Origin of the sequence: Streptomyces inhibens (assembly GCF_022221585.1) — a bacterium.
Lineage (GTDB): Bacteria > Actinomycetota > Actinomycetes > Streptomycetales > Streptomycetaceae > Streptomyces > Streptomyces inhibens.
In genome coordinates this window covers 689111-705767 of the sequence record NZ_CP084681.1, presented here as the reverse complement: position 1 = coordinate 705767, position 16657 = coordinate 689111, and the positions used below count along the sequence as shown (strand labels likewise).

Sequence of the window (16657 nt, the reverse complement as noted above, 5' to 3'; positions counted from 1 at the left end):
CCTCCCTAGCCGCGGAACCTGAGTACGGTGGTGAACCCCTCCGCGCCGTCGGCGAAGCCGGTGCCGACCAGCGTGGTGGTGGGTTCCTTGCGCCCGAAGCCGGCGGAGTACCAGCCCAGCGGTGGGTCACTCTCGCCGCGATGCGCCCGCCAGCTCAGCTGCCCGGGCAGGTCGAGTACCGCGGAGCGGTCCTCGCCGTCCCGGGTCCAGGTGAGCACTGCCCGGTTCCCCACCAGGTCCGCGGTGATCGCCGGGCCTAGGTGGAACGCCAGGTGCGCGGCCCGGCGCGGGCCGCGCACCTCGTCGACCACCCGCAACTCCTGGCTCGCGGCGGTCAGTTCCACCCGGCGGCGGTGCACGGAGCGCTGGTAGCCGTCGTGCTCGGCGGACCAGCGGGCCGTCCCCCCGTCGGAGGCGCCGGATGTGTCCGCGGCCAGGACGCGGCTGCGGGCATGCCGGGTCCACAGGAACGGGCCGCCGGAGACGGACTGGTCAACGCCATCCAGCTGCAGGGTGTTGTGGCCGAGGGTCGACCGGAAGTACTGCCGCCACTCGGGCTGCCCGTGGTAGCAGAACGTCCCTGGGTCGGCGAGCACGTCGATCCCGTCGTGCCGGACCTCAACGGACAGCGCGTCCGCGTGGGCATGCGCGGCGATGGACAGGAACCCGTGCGGACCACCGTCGCAGCGGCACCAGATCTCCTCCGGACCGCGCAGGATGGTCATGCCCGCGTCGGCGAAGTGGGCCGGTCGGCTTGCCGGGCGGGTCACGGCCGGTGCAGTTCCATCTTTCGAGTACGGCCGGATGAGCGCGGCCAGCAGCGGGGTGCGCACATCGGTGCCGGTCACCGCCGGCCACCAGGCGAGCCGGCCGAACACGGCGTCCCCGGTAGCCAGCAGCGAGGCCCAGCGGTCGGTGCCCGCGCCGTCCACGACAAGACCGTGGCCGTCGTCCGCGTCCCCCTGGCGCGGCGGCCGTAACCGACTGTCCACGAGGGCCGCGAGCGCGTCGGTCATCCGCAGCAGCACCAGCCGGACGGACCCGGGGACCGGCACGCCGGCGGCATCCGCCTCGGCCACCGCGGCCAGGCCGAGCTCCAGCACAAGTCCGTGATACTCGGTGGCCAGCTCGCGGTTGAGGCCGGAGGCGAAGGTGTTGCTGCGCAGATGCCGCTCCAGCGACCGCAGCGCGTCGGCTCGCCAACGCGCCGAGGAGGGGAACCACCCGAACGCGCAGGCCGCGGCGAACTGCCCGGCGGCCTCGGCGATGATGTGGTTGTTCGCCGAAGACCCCCGGCTGGGGAAGGCGGCCAGCCAGCGCTGGTGGTGCCAGATCTGGTTCAGAGCCACCTGGTTGCCCTCGAACAGCCCGGCCACGCCCGGCCAGCCGTCGAGCAGCCGGCGGATCCACACCCAGGACAGCAGCCGGATCCCCAACTCGATGCCGCTGACCCAGTGCACTCCGCGCAGCGGCGCGTTGGCCGCCCACCACGACCGCAGGTGCTCGGCCACTCGCTCGGCGTACCGCTCGTCCCCGGTGATCGCGTAGGCGACGGCGAGCACGGTGAGGTACTGATGCCGGGACAGCTCCCAGATCTGCTTGATGTCCCCGACCGCGTCCTCGTTCCGGTACGGCACGTCGAAGGCGTAGCCCCACGGAGCCCGGCGCCCGGTCTTCGGGTCGTACCACCAGTCCGGGTCGGCCAGGTCGTCGCGGTTCACCCCGAAATACTCGGCGTGCCCGGCCATCAGCCGGTCCGCCTCGGCGATGAGACGTTTCGCGGCGTCCGGAGGTATTGCGGCGATCGTCCCTGCGGGCAGTACCGCGGTGAACCGGGCGCCGGTCACGCTCGGGCAGTCCGGCCGCGCCGACCGCCACCGCCGCCTGCGCACCGCGTCTCCCACCCGGCCGCCGACCTCCCGCGGTCCCATCCGCGACAGCCGCCGCAGGTACCAGCCCGCACTCCCCGAGCTCACCGTCATCGCGCCCTCGCCAACGTCACCGGCGCGCCGCCGACCAGGCCGGCCTGCACGGCGAGGGTGGCCGAGGTGGTGGCGACCAGCGACTCCAGCGGCACCGGCATCGGCCCGCCGGTCCGCACGGCCTTGATGAACGCGGCCAGTTCGGCGGACTGGCCCTTGTCCCGGGCCTTGGGCAGCCGCGAACTGACCCACCGCTTGCGGCCGTAGACCGAGGCGCGGACGAAGTCGTCGAGCCGCAGCACCTTGCCGTCCGCGACAAGATCCAGTGTCTCTTTGGGGAAGCCGGGTGCGCCGGTGGTGACGTAGCTGATGGTGGCAGTGGACCCGTCCGGGTAGCGCAGCACGACCTGCAGGTCCTCGTTGCCGGACGTGGCGACCGCGTACACCGATACCGGGTCGGCCTCAAGCAGCCAGCTCGCCGTGTCGATGAAGTGCCCGCCCTCGCCGGCGAACCGCGAGCCCTCGGTGCCCTGTTGGAGGTACCAACTGCCGTGCTGCAGCCGGCCCGCGTTGACCAGGTAGCGGAGGCTCGCCGGACCGGTCCGGGCGCCGAACCGCTTCCTGGCCTCATTCAGCAGCGGCGCGAACCGGCGGTTGAAGCCCACCTGCAGCCGGTCATTGCCGGACTCCTCCACCGCCGCGAGCACGCCGGCCAGCTCGTCCTCGGTGAGGGCCAACGGCTTCTCCACGAACACCGCCTTGCCGGCCAGCAGCGCCCTTCGGGTCAGTTCGGCGTGCGAGCTGTGGCGGGTGACCACGAACACCGCGTCGATGGACTTGTCGCCGAGCACGGCGTCGAGGTCGGTGGTCGCCTCGGCGAAGCCGAACTTCCGCTGCGCGTTGGCCGCGGACAGCGCCGTCGTGGTGACGACTGTCGACAACTCGACGCCGTCGCGCTGTGCCAGGTGCGGCAGCAGCATCGACGTCGCGTAGTTTCCCGCGCCGACGAACGCCAGCCGCACCGCCTTGGCGGACCGGGCCGGGGTGGGCGCTTTGCCGCTGCCTCTCTTCACCGCGGGCACGGCCACCACCGGGGCCTCCGCCTCCACAGCTTGGTCGGGGTGGCCGGGGTACCGGAACAGCACGGCCACGGCCTTCAGGTCGCCGTCCTTCAGGCTCTGGTACGTCTCGACGGCGTCATCGAAGTCGGCGATGTGGGAGACCAAGGGCTCCACGTCGACGCTCCCGCGGGAGAGGAGATCGAGGAAGCAGGCCAGGTTGCGGCGCTCGGTCCAGCGCACGTAGCCGATCGGGTAGTCCCGCCCCTCGAGCTCGTACTCCGGGTCGTAGCGCCCGGGGCCGTACGAGCGGGAGAACCGGACGTCGAGTTCCTTCTCGTAGTAGGCGTTCCACGGCAGGTCCAGGCGGCACTTGCCGATGTCGACGACCCGGCCGCGGTCCCTGCTCAACTGGGCTGCCAGCTCGACGGGTTGGTTGCTGCCGCCGCCGGCGGCCAGGTACACCTGGTCCACGCCCAGGCCGCCGGTGAGTTCGGCGACGGAGGCTTCCACGGCCGCGGACGCGGGGTCGCCGCAGGCCGCGGCGCCCAGGCGCTCGGCGAGTTCGCAGCGCACCGGGTCGGGGTCGACGCCGATGACGCGGACTCCCGAGGCGGTGAGGAGCTGCACCACCAACTGCCCGATCAGGCCGAGGCCGATGACCAGCGCCACTTCGCCGAGTTGGGGCTCGCCGCGGCGGACACCCTGCATCGCGATCGACCCGACGGTACCGAAGGCCGCATGCCGCGGCGCGAGGCCGTCCGGCACCCGGGCGTAGAGGTTCTTCGGCACCCAGTTCAGCTCGGCGTGCAACGCGTGCTCGTTGCCGGCGCAGGCCACGAGGTCGCCGACCTTCACATCGTCGATCCCGGGGCCGACCTGCTCGACCACCCCGCACAGCGAGTAGCCCAGCGGCGTGTAGGAGTCCAGCTTGCCCATCACCTTGCGGTAGGTGGCGGGCACCCCGTTGGTGGCCACGCTCTGCATGACCTTGGCCACCTGGTCCGGCCGGGAGCGGGCCTTGCCCAGCATCGACATGCCGGCCTCGGACACCTTCATGAGCTCGGTCCCGGTGGATATCAGCGAGTAGGCGCTGCGGACCAGCACACCGCCCGCCTTGCACCCCGGCACCGGCACGTCGAGCACCGCCAGCTCGCCGCTCTTGTAGTTCTGCACAACCTGTCTCACCCGAGCTCCTCTTGTTTCCACGCCGTCAAGCCGCCCGGCTCTGGCCGGAGCCAGAGGTCGCGCCGCGATACCAGTACTCGAGGGTCAGCACATGCCACAGATGCTTGGAGTAGTCCCGCTGCCCGGCGGCGTCCTCGGCGACGAGCCGCGCCAGCGCGTCGCGGCGCAGGAACCCGGAACGGACGAGCACGCCGTCGTTCACCACTTCGCGCACCAGCGGTGCCAGATCCCGGCTCATCCAGGCGCGCAGCGGGGCGCTGAACAGGCCCTTGGGCCGGTAGACGATCTCCCGGGGCAGGACCGAGGTGGCCGCTTCCTTGAGGACGGCCTTGCCCTGCCGTCCGACGATCTTGCGATCACCGGGTACGGCGAACGCCGCCTTGACCACCTCGACGTCCACGTACGGCACCCGCACCTCGGTCGACGCGGCCATGCTCGACCGGTCCGTGTACGTGAGGTTCAGGCCCGGCAGGAACATCCGGGCGTCGCCCAGGCACATGCGGTTGACGAAGTCGTCGAGGTCGTTGTCCTGATAGATGTCCGCGTGCTCGGTAAGCACGTCCTCGACCGTCCCGGCCAGGTCCGGATCGAGCAGGGCGAGCAGCTCGTCCTGGTCGTACATGGTGTAGCTGCGCCGGAACGCGGTCTCCTCCGGCAGATCGGCGAAGGAGAGGAAGCGCTTCGCGAAGCGCACCGACCGGTACCCGCGGCGGGCCGAGGCGACCGGCAGCCGGTCCACGACCCCGGACACCCCACGCCGCAGGGGCCGCGGGACGCGCTGGTAGCGCAGCGCGAGCAGGTTGGCCAGGTGCTTGCGGTACCCGGCGAACAGCTCGTCGGCGCCCATCCCCGAGAGCATCACCTTGACCCCGGCCTCCCGGGCGGCCGAGCAGATCAGGAACGTGTTGATCGCGGCGGGGTCGCCGATCGGCTCGTCCAGGTGGTACGTCATCTGCGGCAGCAGGTCGAGCACGTTCGGAGCGATCTCGATCTCATGCAGGTCGACGCCGAACCGCTCGGCCACTTGCCGGGCATAGCGCAGGTCGTCCGGCATCGCCTCGAACTTGGCGTCCTCGGCGCGGAACCCGATCGTGTACGCGGAGATCCCGGGTCGGTCGCGGGCCGCCAGCGCGGTCAGGTAGCTGGAGTCGAGACCACCGGAGAGGAAGGTCGCCACGGGTACGTCGGAGAGCAGGTGGCGCCGAGTCGACTCCTCGACGATGGCGGCCAGGTCCGGCTGCTCGCCGCCCCGGGCCCGCTCCCGGCCCTCGGCGGCGACGTCCTTCAGGTGCCAGAACCGGCCGCGCTCCACCCGGCCGTCGGGCCGGCACCTGAGCCAGCTCCCCGGCGGCAGCTTCTCCGCTTCGCGGAACGCGCACCGTGAGTCCGGCACCCAGTAGTAGAGCAGCGAGGCCACCAGTGCCGCATGGTCCACCTCCAGCGACCCGCCGGTCGCGGCGGCGAGCGCCTTGAGCTCGGAGGCGAACACCAGGCCTGCACCGCGCCGGAGCAGGAACAGCGGCTTGATGCCCAACTGGTCGCGGGCGAGCACCAGTTCACCGGTGCGCTCGTCGAAGATCCCGAACGCGAACATGCCGCGCAGCCGGGGCAGGCAGTCCGTGCCCCAGCGCCGCCAGGCCTCAAGGAGCACCTCGGTGTCGGAGGTACCGCGGAAGCGCACCCCGGCGGCTGCCAGCTCGGCACGCAGTTCGGGCGCGTTGTACAGCTCGCCGTTGTACGTCAGGACGAGGCCGCCCGAGACCATCGGCTGGGCGCCGGTCTCGGACAGGTCGATGATGGCCAGCCGACGGTGCCCGAGGTGCACTTCGCCGTCACCGACGGGGTGGCCGTACCGGCCCGCCCCGTCCGGACCGCGGTGGGCGAGGGTATCGGTGAGCCGGTCGGTCACGACCTTCCCGTCCGGCCATCGGTAAGTGCCTGCGATGCCACACATGTCCTACTGCGCCTCCTGGTTGCTGTCCGGGACCCGGGCCGCCCACATCGGCAGCCGCTCCGTCCGCCGCCGGCCCGTCCCGTTCTGTCGGGCCAACCGCTCGTTCTGGCCGCGCAGCGCGGTGTGCAGCCCGTCCCACAACGTGCCGTCGGTCCGGTCACGCGGATCGGGGTCGATCAGCACCACACCGATCACCGGAATGCGCTGGTCCGCGAGCTGCCGCGCCACGGTGTGCAGCCATGCGGCGCTGCCGTGCCCGGCACGCACGACGAGCACGGTCTGAGTGCCGAGGTACTGCAGGTCGGTCCACGTCGCGCCGGGCGCCACCGAGCCGACGCCGAGCCGGCGCTCCTGATGCGACACGGCCGCGGCATGCTCGCCGCTGACCACGGTCGGGTCTCCTGGCTTCGGGCGGCGGTTGGCGAGCTGCGGGCCGGGCAGACCATCGATGATGACCACTGGCCCCTCCGCCGCCAGTGCCCTGGCGACGTTCAGGGCGATCACGCTCGTGCTGCGCGCACAGCCCAGTTCCAGCAGCGACACCGGTTCCGCGGAGCTGCGTACGGTGCGGGCCAGGGACGCGGTGAGCCGTTCGCGTGCCGCCCGGATCCGTCGGCGCTGCCACAGCCCGGCCGGCCGGTGGGGCGCGCGGCGCAGCTCCGCGATGACCGAGGCGCCCAGGTTCGCTGCGATATCCCGGCGCAGCACGGGGCGGTCCGCCACCACCGTGCCGACCGCGGCCACCGCGAGCCCGAGGACGAGCCCGAGGACGAGCCCGATCGCGCCGTTGGTGGCAGCGGCCCTGAGCAGGGAGTGCTGCACCGCGCGCGGGGCGTCCACGATCTGCGTGCCGGCGATGAGCCGGGGCGTGCCCATGCGCGCCTCCTCGGCGCGCTGCTCGAAATCGGCGATCCGCGAGGTGAGCTCGGCCCGGTGGGCGAAGTGCGACTCGATGCTCGCCGACGCCTTCGGGTCGCTCTCCGGCGATCTGCCCCCGATCGCCTTGTTGACCTGGGCGAGTTCGTCCCGCATTCGGTCACGCTGGTCGCGCAGGGCCTTGGCCTCGGCCTTCGCGGCTTCTTGCATCCGCCTCACATGGTCCGCGACGAACGCATCGGCCAGCGCCTTGGCCCGGGCCTCCGCATCCGCGTCGCTGTCACCGGTCACATCGATCTGCAACAGGTTGTTGGTCAAGCCGGTACCCCGGTAGTCCCGCATGAAGTCTTCCGGGAGTTCCGGGGACTTGAGGGACTGCAAGGCCTTGTCGGCGATCCGCGTGGTCCCCAGCAGCTCCACGTCGGTGCGGATCAGCGTTCCGGTGTCGTTCGGCTGGTCCTCCTTATGCGCGACCAGCACCTTGGTCACCGCGGCCGGCGGCGGCGGCATCAGGACCGCCACCGCCGCGCCGACCAGCAGTCCCAGCAGCGCCATGGCGCACCAGAGGCGGCGGCGCCTGCGCACCGCCACCACCAGCGCCTGTAGGTCCAGCAGCGGAGGGGCGGCCGACGACTCCGAGGTCGTGCTCGTCGTCACACTGAACCTCCCGTCGCGTGGCCGCGAACCGCGAGCGCCGGAGTGGCGTTGTCCGGAGGATGGTCGGCAGACCGCGTCGGACGGGCCCGGACCGTGCCGGCGACGACGATGCCGGCGACGACGATGCCGAGGACCTCATGCCCGCCGTCCGCACACGCCTCGGCGATGCCGGCGAGCTCCTCTGCGGTCCAGCTGCCCGCGCTGAGCACGACCAGGGCACCGGACTCGGTGCCGCGGTCCGGCACCAGTGGCCGGGACCCCGAAACTCCCACCACCCGCAGCAGCGGGTCGCTCTCGGCCTCGGCGACGAGCTGCCCGGCGGCCCGGCGGGCGATCTCGTCGCCGTCAGGGACGACAACCAGCAGCCGCCGGGGGACCGGCAGTTGGTCCCGGAGGCGGGCGCACACCCGCCGGTAGCGGATCTGCCTGCTGGCCTCGTCGCCGGACGTCTGCGGGGTGGGTAGGTCCCACCGGATGTCGACGCCCAGCAGCCGGCGGATCCGGGCCCGCGGGCCACGGCCTTCCGGCCGGTGCGCGGGTCGTTCACCAGGTACGTCGACGGTACCCAGCAGCGCCGAGCCCAGCGCCGCGGCGATCTCCGGTTCGGTGCGCAGTCGGCGACTCATCCGTGCGGTGGTGAGATGGCCGATGACCGCGAGCAGGAAGAACAGCAGCGCCCCGGCGACGATGAGCTGCATTCTGGTCGGCGGTGCCTCGGCGGCCGGCCGGGCCGCCGGCCCCATGACGACCATGTTGGCCTTGTTGGTCGTCGGGTCGGCCTCGTCCAGCTTCTTCATGGCCTCCTGCAGCGCGGTGCGCAGCTTCTCGAGCTCGGTGCGCGCCTGCACGCCCTCCACGGTCTGCCCCGGATCGGCCGCATCGGCCAGCTCGGTGATGCGGCGGCTGGTCTGCACCACCTTCTGCCGCAGTGCCTCGGGCCGCGCCGCCGCTTCAGCGTCGGTGCTGTCGCCTGCGATCCGCGCGGCGAATGTGACGAATTGCTGGGCCACCTGGTCGGAGAGCCGCCCTGCGCGCTCCGGGGTGTCGGCCGTACCCGAGATCTTGATGATGTTCCCGTCGGTGGCCTTGGCGCTCACCCGATCCCGCAGCTCGCTGCCGCTGACGCCGGTCCAGCCGAGCGTGGCGGCCGCGCGGTCGACCACTGCCGAACTGGCCGCGATCTCCGCCTGAGTCAGCAGCTCGCGCTCCTCCCACTGCCCCGCCAGCAGTACCGATGTCGATGTCGTGTAACTCGGCGGGAACAGCAGAGAGGCGCCGTAGCCGACGAGCGCGCCCACCACGGTGACGATGACGAGAAGCCGCCAGCGCCGACGGAAGATCCGCCCGATCGTGACCAGGCGTATCGTGTCCTCGCTCAACGGCGCGGCCTCTTCCCTGCCCGGTACGGGTCGCCCGCCGACACCGGAGCGTGGTCACGGCAGGCAGTGGCGTAGGCGGCGAGCAGCGATCGCTGGGAGTTCCGCCAGGAAAGCTGCCCGCTGATCCGCTCCTGGCCGATCTTGCCCATCCGGGCCCGCTTCTCCGGATCGTCCAGCAGCAGCGCGATGAGCTTGGCGAACTCGGCCTCGTCGTTGGCGGGCGCGTAGACGGCGGCATCACCGGCGGAGACGCGCGCCTCCCGGAGGTCGAAAGAGACGATCGGTCGGCCCATCGCCATGTACTCCAGGACCTTGTTCATGGTCGACACGTCGTTGAGCGGATTGCGCGGGTCGGGGGACAGGCACACGTCCGCGGCGGACAGGTAGCGCACCAGGTCGGCGTCCGGAATGCGCCCGGTGAACTGCACCTGCTCCGAGAGTCCGAGCCGCCGGGACAGCTCCACCATCGCGTCGAAGGCGTCGCCGGCGCCGACGAACACCGCATGCCAGTCGGTCCGTCCGAGCTCGTCGCGCAGCTTCGCAAGGGCCCGCAAGGCGTAGTCGACGCCGTCCTGAGGACCCATGACGCCGAGGTAGCACAGCAGATGAGGCTTGCCACGCTTCAACTCCGGCTCGGGCGGCACCGGTTGGAACCGTTCGATCGCGGGCGCGCTGCGCACCACGAAGACGTCCTCCGGCCGCCGACCGCCACGGCGCATCGCGACGTCCCGGTAGCTCTCGTTCGTGGCGAGCACGACGTCCGCGGCCCGGTAGGTCAGCCGTTCCAGCGCGCACACGGCGCGGTAGAGCAGATCCTCGCCGCGGTCGAACCGGGAGAGGTAGAGCTCGGGTACCAGGTCGTGCTGGTCGAAGACGAACCGCGCGCCGCGCCGCTTCAGCCACAGCGCCGGCAGGAACAGCAGGTCGGGCGGGTTGCAGGCGTGGACCACGTCGACCGGGCCGACCTTCCGGGCCAGCCGGACCGTATGCCACAACGCCGATCCGTACTCCCGCAGGTAGCCGGCCGGCCCTCCGGTGGCCGCGCGCAACGGGTAGCGGTGGATCCGCACCCCGTCGATCTCCGCCTCCGGCTCCGTGTCCCGCTTTTCCCCCCGGGGGCAGATAACGTGCACCTGCCAGCCCGCGTCGCGCAGCGTCGTGCACTCCTGCCACACCCGCCGGTCGAACGGCACCGACAGGTTCTCCACCAGGATCAGCGCGCGTCGGTTCGAGCCGTCGCCGCTGATTGCGTTACCAAGCAAGGCCTATGTACCCCGGTTCGGTCCGGCGCGCCTCGGCGTCGGGAAGGTGGATGAGGTCGACGATCATCGGGCCGTCGCCATGGGGCAGCGCCGACAGCACGGCCGGATCCCTCGTCCCGACCAGGCACACCTCGGCGTGGTCGAGCACCTCGTCGACGGACTCCGCGAGCAGTTGCGCGAGGTGCGGCAGCCGGGTCTCGATGTACTCGCGGTTCGCGCCGATCAGCCGGGACAGGCTCACGTTGGCGTCGTGGATCCGCAGGTCGTAGCCCTTGCCGAAGAGCCTCTCCGCCAGCTCGACGAGCGGGCTCTCGCGGAGGTCGTCGGTGCCGGGTTTGAAGGACAACCCGAACAGGCCCACCCGGCGCTTGCCGGTGCGCTCGACCAGCTCCACCGCGCGCTGCAGATGGTCGGAGTTGGAGGGCAGCACGTGGGCGAGGATGGGGACCGAGATGTCGGCCCGCCGCGCCGCGTGGACCAGGCTGCGCAGGTCCTTGGGCAGGCAGGAGCCACCGAAGGCGAAGCCGGGCCGCAGGTAGGCGGGGCTGATGTTCAGCTTGCGGTCGGCCAGGAACACGTCCATCACCTGGTGCGAGTCCACCCCGAGCGCCTGGCACACCGCGCCCAGCTCGTTCGCGAAGCCGATCTTGAGGCCGTGGAACGCGTTGTCCGCATACTTGATCGCCTCGGCCGTCGGGACCGGCACCCGGAACACCTCGCCGGGCAAGCCGTCGTACAGCGCCATCACCGCATCGCCGCTTGCCGGGTCGAGCTCGCCGATGACGGTCTTGGGCGGGTCGAAGAAGTCCCGCACGCTCGTGCCCTCGCGCAGGAACTCCGGGTTGACCGCGACCCCGATGTCCACCCCGGCCGTGCCGCCGACGTACTTCTCCAGGATCGGCACCAGCAGGTTCAGGCAGGTGCCCGGGAGCATGGTGCTGCGGAACACGACGGTGTGCCGCCCGCTGCGCTCACGACGATCCGCCAGCGCGGCGCCGATCTGCTCGGTGACCCGCTCCAAGTACGTGGTGCACAGGCTGCCGTTGGGCTCCGACGGCGTGCCCACGCAGACCAGCGACACCTCGCTGCCCATGATCGCCTCGCGGACGTCGCCGGTGGCGCGTAATGCTCCGGTCCGCACGACCTCGGCGATGAGCTCGCCGATCCGCTCCTCGACCACCGGGGCCTTGCCGTCGTTGACCAGGTCGACCTTCACCTGGTTCACGTCCACCCCGATGACCTCGTGACCCATGCTGGCCAGGCACGCGGCCGACACGCAGCCCACGTAGCCGAGCCCGAAAACGCTGACTCTCATGACCCGTTCCTCCCCCCAGGCAGGCCCTTCCGGCCTGCGGTCCGCGCGCCGGCGGGACCGTTGAGTTGCAGACCCCCGCGCATCAGTAGGCCCCCTGCCCATAGAGCACCGCACGCAGCGTCTTCCACAAGATCACTGTGTCCAGGGCGAGCGACCAGTCCTCCACGTACCGCAGGTCCAGCCGGACCGCCTCCTCCCACGACAGGTCGCTGCGTCCGCTGATCTGCCACAGGCCGGTGAGCCCGGGCTTGACCAGCAGCCGCCGCCGGATGTCCGGGCCGTACGCAGCGGACTCCTCCGGTAACGGAGGCCGCGGACCCACGAGCGACATCGATCCGGTGAGCACGTTGAAAAGCTGCGGGAGCTCGTCGATCGAGTACCGGCGCAGCACCGCTCCCACCCGGGTCACCCGCGGATCCTGGCGGAGCTTGAACAGCAGGCCGGCGCCCTCGTTGAGGTCGGCCAGCTCGGCACGTGCCCGGTCAGCCCCGGCGACCATGGTGCGGAACTTGAGAATGGTGAACTCGCGGCCGTCCTTGCCGACCCTGCGCTGGCAGTAGAACGCCCCACCCCGGCTGTCCACCAGCACGAGCAGCCCGACGAACACCATCAGCGGCGCGAACAGCATCAGCAGGATCGCTGCGCCCATCCGGTCGACGACCCCTTTGACCGCCCGGCGGCCCCCGGTGAAGGTCGGCATGCTGACCCGCAGCAGCGGGATCCCGAGCACCGCGTCGACGTGCAGCCGCGGGCCGGCCACCTCCATCAGCACGGGGGCCACGACCATCTCGGCGTCGCTGCCTTCGAGGTTCCAAGCCAGCCGCTGCAGCCGGTCCGGTGACCAGTGCGGGTCCGGTGTGACCGCGACGACACGGTAGCCGTCGCGGCGGACGTGGCCCGCGACGTCCGCCAGTCGGCCGACGACCGGCACTCCGTCCAGTTGGTCACCGTCGAGCCCGAGACCGTCCGTCGTGCACACCGCGTCCACCCGCCAGCCGAGGTGCGGGAACTTGCGGGTTCGGGTGATCAGGTCGCGCACGGTGGCCAGGCTCCCGGCAGCGAGCACCGGTCGCAGGCACCGTCCTTCCTTCCGCTGTTTGTGCAGCCAGAGGCGCAGCAGATACCGCGCGGTCATGGCGATGAGCGCGATCGCGGGGATCGCGACGAAGATCCAGAGCTTGATGTTGCGCGAGGTGAGGGCGATCCCGCCGAGCGCCAGTACGACGGTCGCCGTGAACAGTGAGCGTCCGAGCCGGCGGAATTCCTCGGCGCCCTGGCCGAGCACGGCCGGAGCCCACGACCGGGTCACCGCAAGTGCCCCCAGCACCAGCAGCTCGGTGCCGAATGCGAGAATTCCCCACTTCTCGTGCCAGTTGGCCGCGTCGCGGGCCCCGAAGAAGTTGCCGATCGCCGCCACCACGAAGGCGGTGGCCACGGTATCGCTGGTGATCACAGTACGGCGGTACCGCTGCTCCCAGTCGATCGCGGGCTGACTGATTGCCCCGTTCACCGGACGCCCGCGCGCAGATAGAAACGGGCTGACTAATTCCCCCTGCTGCACAGACCCCCCAAGGTCGCCAGTGGGCTCGACGTGTTCGCTCCACACGGTTCCTCCCCCCGGGAGGCCCGTGCCCCCCGCACCGTTCCTCCCCTCGGGAGGCCCCCGCCCCCCGCGCCGCGCTGTTCCTCCCCCCGGGAGGCCCCCGCCCCCTGCGAATGACATCCCGGCTAATGCAGCGCTACTTGAACACCCCACGCAGGCGGCAGCGGACTCGCATGTTCTGCCGGACTCTCGAGGTGCGCGGGAACCCGTCGAACCCTCGGGCTCCCCACCCAAGGCCCCCTCTCGGGCTCCAAGAATTGATCAACCCCACGACTGGCGCCGGGGACGCGACTGCTGGCTTTCCGTAGCGCCGAACCCATAGATCATCATTTGTCGCCTCGTGTCCGCATGTGAAGCACGGTCAATCTAGACCATCGGGGCCCGTCTGAAGAGAGGATGTGTGGAACTTGTGCTCAACCCTTGAAGCTGGATCCACCGAACGATCACCACTTGCGGGTGCCTTGACGACGAAGACGTACCTTGTGACCTGTGATGACGGGAGTTCTCCGGGCTGCTGGCACCGGCAACCCCGAGGCGTCCCGGCACTGCCGGCTGGGCCGCGCTTAGTAGTGCTTCGTCAGGTTCTGGCTCGGGTGAGGTTCCGGCCGCAGGTGGTGCAGGTACCGGTCCAGCACCGCAGCAAGCCCTGCAGGGCATCGAGGACTTGGTGACGTGGTGGTGCCGGCCGCGCCAGCTGCGGCCCTCGAAGTGGTCCAGGCCCAGGCCGTGTTTCAGCTCCCGGTAGTCGTGCTCGACGCGCCAGCGCATCTTGGCCCATCGCACCAGGTCCTCAATCGGTGTGGTGACGGGCAGGTGGGAGATCCAGTACCCGGTGGGAGCCGAAGTTTCCGGCGGCCATTCGACCAGCAGGGTGCGGGTGGTCAGCACACCATCCCAGCGGTTGCGGCCCCCGCCGGCCTCCTGCGCGGCCCGGGCGGCGAGCTTGCCCGCCGGACGGATTTCCAAGGCGGCGAAGTGCGACGTCAGGCCCGCCTTGCTGCCCTCGCGCCAGGAGATCTCGGCGAACTCTGTGTCAACGGTGGGGAGTTCGGGCAGCGCCCGGTGGCGGCCGCGATAGCGCGGCAGGGTGGGCGGCCCCAGGCCGCCGTACTCCGGCCGGTGGGGCACCGCGCCGACGGGCCGGGCGGTCTCCTTGGGCTCGACGCCCGGTCGGTGGCCGCATGCACGCTCACGCCACCTGGCAGTTGGCCCGTTCCCCCAGCACACCGCAGTACTGCCGGGCCACCCCCACCGAGCCGGTGCCGCACTTGGGAAACGAGACGTCGTCGATCACCCACACCTCGGGGCCGATCGCCTCCACCAACCGAGCGGCGATCCGCCGCCACACCGGCAGCGGATCCCACGGCGACTGGTTCACGAACTGCTGCAGGGCCTGCATGTTCCCGTCCGGCAGCCGCGCGGCCATCGGCTGGATCGACTTCCGCCGCCCCTCCAACATCAGACCGCGCAGATACACTCGCCCCACCGCCGCTGATTTCGCCCCGGCAACGAACCGAAGGCATCGGCCACGAACTTCGCCAACTCACCCCGGAGCCGGTCCACTTCCCCAAGCTTCATGCCCGCCAGCGTGCTCCCGACCAGGAAAGGTCGGCACACCTGACGAAGCACTACTAGGCATGTGGCTGGTATGTGGAAGGCAGGCCACCGTGCGGATGAGGGTGACGTCTGGCGTGGATGTGGGCGGAGCTTCGAAGCCCCCTCAGGCAGACGGTGGTCGCTGCGGGGCAGCAGTGTCGATCCTGGCCTCAGCGCTTACCGGTGCCGGGCGACCTTCATCAGATCTCGCGGTTGGTGGTGCCGTGGATCCCCGGTTGGCGTGCGGGGGTGCCGCACGGTGCATACTGCGGATCATGCGTGTTGACTTCGATCCTCGGTCCATGACCAGCCGGGACTTTTAAAAGCTGCTGACGACTACCGTGGTGCCGCGGCCCATCGCCTGGGTGTCCACCACCTCGGCGGACGGCACGCACAACCTAGCCCCTGCGAAGTTCTGAGGAAAGTGGTATCGGGGTTGGGACGATACCGGTGGTCGGCATGGTGGGGCCAACTTGAGACCGGCTGACCACAGTCGTCGGTGTCAATTCCCGCAACCGGGCCCACGATTGAAGCGGCCGTCAACGGTTTCCAGACCTCCCGGGCCGACTGTGCCGGGGGCGTGGACGGTGCGTTCCGCAGAATCCGCTCACCGTCGGCCGAGCGGGTCATCAACCCGGACGATGCGACAGAGGCTGACTGTTGCGGTGGCGCCCTGTGTCTGCCATGTCTGGCCGTCCGGCTGCACGGCGAAGCCTTCGTAACCGCCGAGCGACTCGAGCCAGGCGCGAGCGGCCGGGCCCATGGCGAAGGCGGCGGTGGCGTAGGCATCGGTGAGTGTCAGGCTGCGGCCGACCACCGTGACGGAGGCAGGGCCGTCGGCGGGGGCGCCGGTGCGCGGGTCGAGGATGTGGGGACCGCGTTCTGCGGTTCCGGATGTGGCGATGGCGAGGTCGCGGCCGGTGACCACTGCGCACAGTTCACCGGGGTGTGAGGGGTGGGCGATGCCGATGCGCCAAGGGGATCCGGGTGCCGCTTCGCCGTTCAGCTGGAGGTCGCCGCCGCCGTTCACGCAGGTATTGCGTGCCCCCGCAGCGTGAAGAATCCGAGCCGTGCGCTCGATGGCCCAGCCTTTGACCAGCCCTGACGGGTCGAGGGTGCCGTCCGTCGTGTGGCTGAACCAGCCGTCGGTGGCGCGTCCGACGCGCTCGCAGAGGTCAAGGACCTCGCTTACCTCCGACGAGCAGTCGTCGCGTCCGATCTCGCCCCGTGAGAGCCGGCTGATGATGCTGTCGTGGCGGTAGGTGGAGAACACCTCGTCGACGTGGTGCAGCCAGCCCACGGCCTGACCGAGGGCATCGGCGATGGCGGTGGTCGGTGTGTCCCGGATGTCGAAGGAGAACACGGTGCCCATCGCATGCTCGACGTGCCGCAGTCCCCATTCCATGTCAGACACCGGCCTGGTCCAGTGCGCTCTGGAGGGACCGGATGTAGCCCGCGCTGGTGTAGCTGGCGCCGGATACTGCGTCGATGCGGGCGCTGTGGACGCTCAGCGCCTCGTGCGTCAGACGTGGCAGGGCGTAGGCGGCGATTTCCCGGTCGCGGCCGTTCTCGGACGGCGCGCGAAGCACCTTGACGGCCGCCAGCTTGCCTGCCTTGACGGTGGCCGCGACCTGCACGGTGCCGTAGCGGGTACTGATCGGTGCGCCGGTGTACGTGCCGTTGGCGGGGTGGGTGCCCCGGTGCGGGGTGCCGGTCGGTGCCGGAGCCGGTGTGGTGTCCGGCGGCGCGGCTTCGCCGGTCAGGCCGGCACTGTGGTGCGGCTTGAGGGTGAGCAGCAGGATGACCAGGGCGCTGGTGGACGCGGTGGTGAGGACGGCTCGGCGCAC

Annotated in this window: 11 protein-coding genes and 2 pseudogenes; 1 reads left to right on the top strand and 12 read right to left on the bottom strand. The window is 70.9% G+C overall.

Going from position 1 to position 16657, the window contains the following annotated elements; translation table 11 throughout:
• Nucleotides 1-5: 5 nt before the first annotated feature.
• The 10 genes and pseudogenes from KI385_RS03410 to KI385_RS44470 form a co-directional block, all read right to left on the bottom strand.
• The gene (locus KI385_RS03410; RefSeq protein ID WP_238570741.1) at nt 6-1982 is read right to left on the bottom strand and encodes an alginate lyase family protein; all 1977 of its coding nucleotides are present in this window, start codon (nt 1980-1982) and stop codon (nt 6-8) included.
• Entirely contained in the window at nt 1979-4168 is a 2190-nt protein-coding gene (locus KI385_RS03405; protein ID WP_238570740.1) for a bi-domain-containing oxidoreductase, read from the bottom strand. Before KI385_RS03405 ends, KI385_RS03410 begins: the two co-directional genes overlap by 4 nt.
• Nucleotides 4169-4193: 25 nt before the next feature.
• Nucleotides 4194-6122: an asparagine synthase (glutamine-hydrolyzing) gene (gene asnB / locus KI385_RS03400; RefSeq protein ID WP_238570739.1), complete on the bottom strand. Its 1929-nt coding sequence runs from the start codon at nt 6120-6122 to the stop codon at nt 4194-4196.
• 3 nt (nt 6123-6125) lie between these two features.
• Nucleotides 6126-7655: a Wzz/FepE/Etk N-terminal domain-containing protein gene (locus KI385_RS03395; RefSeq protein WP_238570738.1), complete on the bottom strand. Its 1530-nt coding sequence runs from the start codon at nt 7653-7655 to the stop codon at nt 6126-6128.
• Nucleotides 7652-9034, bottom strand: coding sequence for a Wzz/FepE/Etk N-terminal domain-containing protein (locus tag KI385_RS03390; protein ID WP_238570737.1), 1383 nt, complete (start codon nt 9032-9034; stop codon nt 7652-7654). Before KI385_RS03390 ends, KI385_RS03395 begins: the two co-directional genes overlap by 4 nt.
• Nucleotides 9031-10296: a glycosyltransferase family 4 protein gene (locus KI385_RS03385; protein WP_238570736.1), complete on the bottom strand. Its 1266-nt coding sequence runs from the start codon at nt 10294-10296 to the stop codon at nt 9031-9033. The genes KI385_RS03390 and KI385_RS03385 overlap by 4 nt, the downstream gene beginning before the upstream one ends.
• Nucleotides 10286-11611 (bottom strand): nucleotide sugar dehydrogenase, encoded by a 1326-nt coding sequence (locus tag KI385_RS03380; protein ID WP_238570735.1) that lies wholly within the window; start codon nt 11609-11611, stop codon nt 10286-10288. The genes KI385_RS03385 and KI385_RS03380 overlap by 11 nt, the downstream gene beginning before the upstream one ends.
• A gap of 82 nt (nt 11612-11693) precedes the next feature.
• Nucleotides 11694-13172: a sugar transferase gene (locus KI385_RS03375; protein ID WP_238570734.1), complete on the bottom strand. Its 1479-nt coding sequence runs from the start codon at nt 13170-13172 to the stop codon at nt 11694-11696.
• Nucleotides 13173-13580: 408 nt separating this feature from the next.
• Nucleotides 13581-14342: a hypothetical protein gene (locus KI385_RS44475; protein ID WP_425356858.1), complete on the bottom strand. Its 762-nt coding sequence runs from the start codon at nt 14340-14342 to the stop codon at nt 13581-13583.
• Between the two features lie 64 nt (nt 14343-14406).
• A pseudogene (locus KI385_RS44470) lies at nt 14407-14640 on the bottom strand (transposase); the annotation flags it as partial.
• Nucleotides 14641-15085: 445 nt separating this feature from the next.
• Here KI385_RS44470 and KI385_RS03365 point away from each other — a divergent pair.
• Nucleotides 15086-15226, top strand: a pseudogene (locus KI385_RS03365) (flavin reductase family protein); the annotation flags it as partial.
• Between the two features lie 191 nt (nt 15227-15417).
• Here KI385_RS03365 and KI385_RS03360 read toward each other — a convergent pair.
• Nucleotides 15418-16224, bottom strand: coding sequence for an FAD:protein FMN transferase (locus KI385_RS03360; protein ID WP_238570733.1), 807 nt, complete (start codon nt 16222-16224; stop codon nt 15418-15420).
• Nucleotides 16217-16657 carry an FMN-binding protein gene (locus KI385_RS03355; RefSeq protein ID WP_238570732.1) on the bottom strand — a complete coding sequence of 147 codons (441 nt, stop codon included), beginning with the start codon at nt 16655-16657 and terminating at the stop codon, nt 16217-16219. Before KI385_RS03355 ends, KI385_RS03360 begins: the two co-directional genes overlap by 8 nt.